The organism is Cupriavidus sp. 01L415, assembly GCF_056400065.1.
The window spans coordinates 1-4180 of sequence record NZ_JBFTSP010000063.1 but is presented as its reverse complement, the minus strand read 5'-3'; the positions used below and the strand labels follow the sequence as shown (position 1 = coordinate 4180).

3 protein-coding genes are annotated in these 4180 nt (G+C 57.5%); 1 reads left to right on the top strand and 2 read right to left on the bottom strand.

Going from position 1 to position 4180, the window contains the following annotated elements:
• Nucleotides 1-204: hypothetical protein (locus AC1DOX_RS30765; protein WP_477101671.1), on the top strand; the 204-nt coding region annotated here is incomplete at its 5' end.
• 958 nt (nucleotides 205-1162) lie between these two features.
• Here the strand turns inward: AC1DOX_RS30765 and AC1DOX_RS30760 are convergent.
• Together AC1DOX_RS30760 and AC1DOX_RS30755 are read right to left on the bottom strand one after the other, a co-directional pair.
• Complete coding sequence (locus AC1DOX_RS30760) at nucleotides 1163-1429, bottom strand: hypothetical protein (RefSeq protein WP_441620219.1); 267 nt, start codon at nucleotides 1427-1429, stop codon at nucleotides 1163-1165.
• Nucleotides 1430-1774: 345 nt separating this feature from the next.
• Nucleotides 1775-2350: a phasin family protein gene (locus tag AC1DOX_RS30755; protein ID WP_441620221.1), complete on the bottom strand. Its 576-nt coding sequence runs from the start codon at nucleotides 2348-2350 to the stop codon at nucleotides 1775-1777.
• Nucleotides 2351-4180 lie beyond the last annotated feature (1830 nt).

The following is a 4180-nucleotide window of genomic DNA, read 5'->3' as shown; positions in this document are numbered from 1 at the left end:
CTCGCACCTGGCCCCATGACGTCGGTCCACGTAGTGGAATTCAGCCGCACCCTTTCGGGCCGACGACGCTACGTATGCGTCGAGACCGCGCAACCGGCCGGTTTGCGCGCGTTATTTTTCTTTCGGCACGATGACGGGTGCTGGCGCGTATTTCCGCCCGCAGTCGAGAGGCCGCCAATGAGCACGGACATTCTCTCGTTGTGAGCAGTCGCACGGAAGGCCGGCAGCAGAGGTGACCACGCGTGGGCTAGTTTCTCGCAGGGCGTCTGTCTAAAGCGGGAAGTTTCTACTAGTCGCTCTGCCACCGCTTAGCCGCTGTCAAACACGTTGTGCAAGATACCCGGGAGTACTTGTCCAACCTTAGTGCGGACCGGTGCTTACCACCGGTTTGGCGCAAGCGTCTGCACAGCATATCGCCCGCCGCACGTATCAGCCGCCCATCACGAATGGCCTGCTTTAACAGGACGTGAACATCGCGGTCCGGCTCGTCCTGGGTAGGCACTTGCGAGCCATTTCTCGAGTCATCCGCAACGATACCAGGCACCCACCGAACTGGAATCGCCAAACTCGCATTGAATGTAAGTGCTTGAGTACGAAGACGCTCCTCACTTTCGTGAAGCGCGACTCGGGCTGCAACTTCCCTCTCTGTCTTTGCCGCTCGAGCACGGTCGGCATCCTCTGCCCTAGCACCGACAAACACCCCATTGGAATGCTGCCAAACTTCGAGCAAAGTACCAGAGGCAAGTGTGACTGCGTCCGTTCCGCTTGACCGCTGCAAGCTGACTATCTCCAGCCGCTCCCCATCCAGCGTTACCTGATTGTTTTCGACAACTACGCGCTCCCTATGTTCGGCGGCTAGCCATCGAAGGCCGACTGTTGAGACCAACCGCAACTGGTAGATATCCATAAAACTATCCCCGCTTACGATGCAGTAGCACGCGACGCCTATATCTTCTCCACAGTGGCTCCCGCCTACTTCGCTCGCTGGGGATTCTCGCTCGTCGCAGCTGAAAAAGTGCCACTGGAGGTCAGGTCCTCGCCGGCTGTCCAGCGTGTGGCCCGAACATCAGTGCTTTGCATGCGATGTGAACTAACATAGCAAGGGCAGCACCTCATCGGATAGCGATGAGAGCGCGCGATTGTATTCGTCCTCGAGCGGCAGCTAGCGTAGCTCCCCACTTGTTAGCGCCAGCACATCCGCGCCCGTCTCAAGCATGGCGGCTTTCTGCAACAGGTGAACGACATCTTCCTGCGGCGCATCGTTCTTCCTTGAGCCGAAGCGCTGCACTTGTAGTTGCATGCGCAACGCCGCTGCTTCCTGGCGCAAGGCATGGATACATGCCGCCGTCCGTTGGGCCAGATTCCCAACAGGCTCGCTTCGCAGCGGAACTTGGTTCGGCATCATGGACGACGCAATAGCTTGGTGCATATCTCCCCTCCAGAATGGCACAGTCTCGCTTCGTCCAGTGCCGCAACGAGCGAGTGCCTCCTTCTTATATCGCCGCCGGCCCTGGAACTCCGTGGCCAGTGACGCAGGAACGTCATGATGAAAATCGACTGCGCATTGAAGCGAAACTCCGTGACATTCCGGTGTCAGCAGTGCGCCTTACGGCTGATTTGAACGCAATTCCGGGTAAACCTTGACTGGCGGTAACCCGTCCTCTAAGCCTCGTTGAGCTTTCCCTTAAAGCGCCGGTCGACCCGGCGGTTGAATATTGTCAACGTCCAGCGCCTTGCAAGGTCAAAGGAGGCGAACCAACAGAATCCTGCAAGCCTAGCGGCGAGAAAGGGTTGTGGTTCCTGCCGTAAGCGCTGCTCGACGCCGTGCACCATTCGAGGCCGCTTCCGTGGCTGTATTGATACTGTTCTCGGCTACCTCCAAGGCTTGCTTTGCCGTCAACTGCATCGACTCATAAAGCGTAGTGGTCGCCTTTACAGCCTCCTGCCAGGCAGCCAGCGGCGACGTCGAGTCTGAGGCCGCGCCGTTCACCACGCCTTCAATGAAGCCCTGTAACTGGTCCTTGCCAATCGTGTACTGGACTTCGGCGACCCGCTCGAATTCTGCCCGCGTGGTCGCCATAATGTCAGCCCGTTGACGCCAATATCTCCATGCGTTGTCGGTGGCGAGACGAATTGATTCCATTTGCAGGTCGACAAATTCTTGTGGGTTCTGGGCCGACAGCGCTTTCCCTACGCCATCCTGTGCCTGTGCCAGGGTTGCCTTCGCTGTTTGAATGTTCAACTCCATCACTTTCTCTAAGCCCTCAAGGAATTTGCCAGTTAGTCCGGCCATGGCTTCAAGGCCCGCCATCTGCATCTTGGTGCATTGCTCTGCTGTCCACTGCGTCATCTTGTGTCTCCTGAGTGCAACCCGCCCCCGAGCTATCCGAGGGCAGCACGTTCGGGCGGGAATCGAATGAATTACGATTGCGGCGTCACGAGCCTTCGCGGCGGACGCCGATTTGAAATCCCAAGGAAACGTCGATGTCTCTATGGGAAAGCGCGACGTGCTCATCAACGAGCCGGTCGCGTTAGGGACTTCTATGCTCGAACGCGGCCTAGGGCTTTGAGATATGCCCAGCCCTGGACGGTAACCTGAGGTCGGGTACGGTTCGGTCCATACGACTCGAGCGTTACCAGTTCATGCGCGAGCAACGCCTTCACATCTGCGCAGTCCAACTCCGCTGGCTCGGAACAGCCGTTTACCAGTACCAGAGTGGCGAACTCATGATGACTCAGCACAGTCGTCTCCTAAGCTATTGGTCTAATAGTGCTACGGGACTTCACCACCGTCCGTGGCATGCGGTCTGGCTCGCGCAGGCCGCTTCCATCAGACGTGGGGTTCTGGCTGGTGAGCGCTTCGCTTCGCGCTCGGAAAAAACATCCTAGTCGCTCGAGGCATACTGTTCAAGGGACTCAAGGGCATGTCCGGAGTCGTCCGACAACCCGAAACAGTGGCTGCCCATATATCACCACTTGATGCATCTCAAGTGTTCTGCAATGCAGACCGACGGCTCGGAAATTCCTTCGGGCGAGTAGACGGAGCGGCACCATCTTTGTCGTTACAAAGGTCTCCGCTCGGGCCCTGGCTCCAGAGTAGGTAAGCCCCATCAGGCACTTGGAAGGAACTGAGGTAGCGCCAGCGATACTGGCCTACGAGTCAGGCGCCGACCCGAGGTTCAGTGCGCAAGGCGTGAACGTCGAGCAGGTACTGCGTCAACTGAATTTCGCGCGTGCGATTGCGCAGCCTCTTTTCTTCAGATATATTTTTTCACGGTTACTCCATCGGGGATGAGTCTCCCATGACCGTATATGTCGCGCGCAATCGCGCCAACGCGATTGAGCACATCAATTCGCGAGCAGATACCGTAGTCGACTTGGATTACGAGACGGCTTGGGAAGATGCTGTTGAGCTTGGGCGACTTGGGCAGCGATGTGGGGTCGTCGTGCAGTACGACACCGTCGAGTACATCGCTGTTGAATCTGCTGAGGCGCTAACCCGAGAATTACGACGAGAAAAGCTCACATTTAGACGCGGTACCTCTACTGCAAGTTCGATATAGCCGCACTACCGGAGGACTGCCTGTGCGAACTGGAGGCACTCGCAATCGCGCATGGCGACTACATCCTCCCTGACCATCTGTTGCAAGAATCCGCGATAGTCTGGCGTGACTAACGGTGTCTTCTAGACCCGGCAACGTAACAGCGATAGAGGCCAAGTAGTTCGATGCGGTCGAGAGCAAGCGCCACCTCCCGCGACCGACTTGAGGCGTGGGCATATATACCGTACCAGCCCGCGTCACAGTTAGGCGCCGCCCAATAATCCGAGCGACATCACTTCTGCACGTGCCCCTTCAATTCCGACTCAATCTGGTCGAACAATATGTTGTTCCAGTCCGGCGGAAAATTCAGTGGTGCGAGCACGGCTTACTCACAATCGCAACGTCCGTCGCAGCGTCACTCACAGGGCGAAGCCATATCGCAACACGCTCCCCCCAACTCCACAGTGAAATACCGTGCGACACGACAATTCTGAACCGCCCCGGGTTTAGTGGAGGCTCCAATTCTTGAGAGAATGGAGCCCATGAGCAAGCAAACCAAGTTTTCCCCCGAGGTCCGAGAGAGAGCCGTACGCCTGGTTCAAGAGCAACGCAGCGAGCATCCGTCGCTGTGGGCGGCA

Coding starts and splice junctions, on each gene's coding strand:
- AC1DOX_RS30760 (WP_441620219.1), bottom strand. CDS start 1,429: ATGCACCAAGCTATTGCGTCGTCCATGATGCCGAACCAAGTTCCGCTG.
- AC1DOX_RS30755 (WP_441620221.1), bottom strand. CDS start 2,350: ATGACGCAGTGGACAGCAGAGCAATGCACCAAGATGCAGATGGCGGGC.